We start from the raw sequence: 785 nt of genomic DNA, 5'->3' as shown, positions 1-785 counted from the left end.
GAGCCGCACCATGGCGTCCCCGCCGGTGAAGTGCGTCCCCCAGGGCACCAACACCACCCCACCGTCCCGCGTCTGGCCGATCCATGCCTCCGGCACCTCCCGTACTCCAACGGTCGCCAGGACGCGGTCGTACTGCCCGCTCGCGAAAGCACCCTGGACCGCGTCACCCACCACCACCTCCGGATACAGGCCGAGCCGGCAGAGCCGCTCCCGCGCGTGCGCGGAGACCGCCGCGTCCACCTCGACCGTCGTCACCCGTCCATGACCCAGCCGATGGGTGAGCGCCCCCGCCGTCTCACCCGTCCCGGTTCCCACGTCCAACACCTTCATACCGTCCTCCACCGACAACTCCCGCAGCAGCGACCAGACGACGGAGGGCATCGACGACGAACTCGTGGCCACGCGTCCCGGATCATCGCCTCGATGCCGACCGTCATCCCACTGCGTCACGATGGGCACGTCACCGTCCGCCGCCGCATACCAGGCGTCCGGATCCACCTCCCGCTCCACCAGGACGCCGCTGCTCTGCCGCGTCACGTCGAACGGCCAGAACCGGTCGGGCAGGAACGCCGCCCGGTCCACGGCGGCGAACGTCGGCAACCAGTCCGAAGACAGCGCGCCGCACCGAACCAGCCTCCGCCCCAACTCCTCGCGTCCAGCGCGCCCCACCCGCGTATCCGGTGTCCTCACTTCCGGTGTGTCCCGTCCCCGTCCGGGGCCGAACCATCAGGGTTCGGCGGCTCCTCGTCCGGCGTCCACGGCTGCCCCGGCAACATGTCCCCACC

General features: G+C 71.2%; 1 protein-coding gene. It reads right to left on the bottom strand.

What is annotated here, in order from left to right:
- Window positions 1–600, bottom strand: a 600-nt coding sequence (locus GL263_RS27445; protein ID WP_228456884.1) for a methyltransferase domain-containing protein, incomplete at its 3' end; no start/stop codon positions are given.
- Window positions 601–785 lie beyond the last annotated feature (185 nt).

Source organism: Streptomyces durbertensis (genome assembly GCF_014156695.1).
Taxonomy (GTDB): domain Bacteria; phylum Actinomycetota; class Actinomycetes; order Streptomycetales; family Streptomycetaceae; genus Streptomyces; species Streptomyces durbertensis.
Note: the sequence above shows the minus strand (reverse complement) of the source record. Positions and strands in the feature narration are given on the sequence as shown.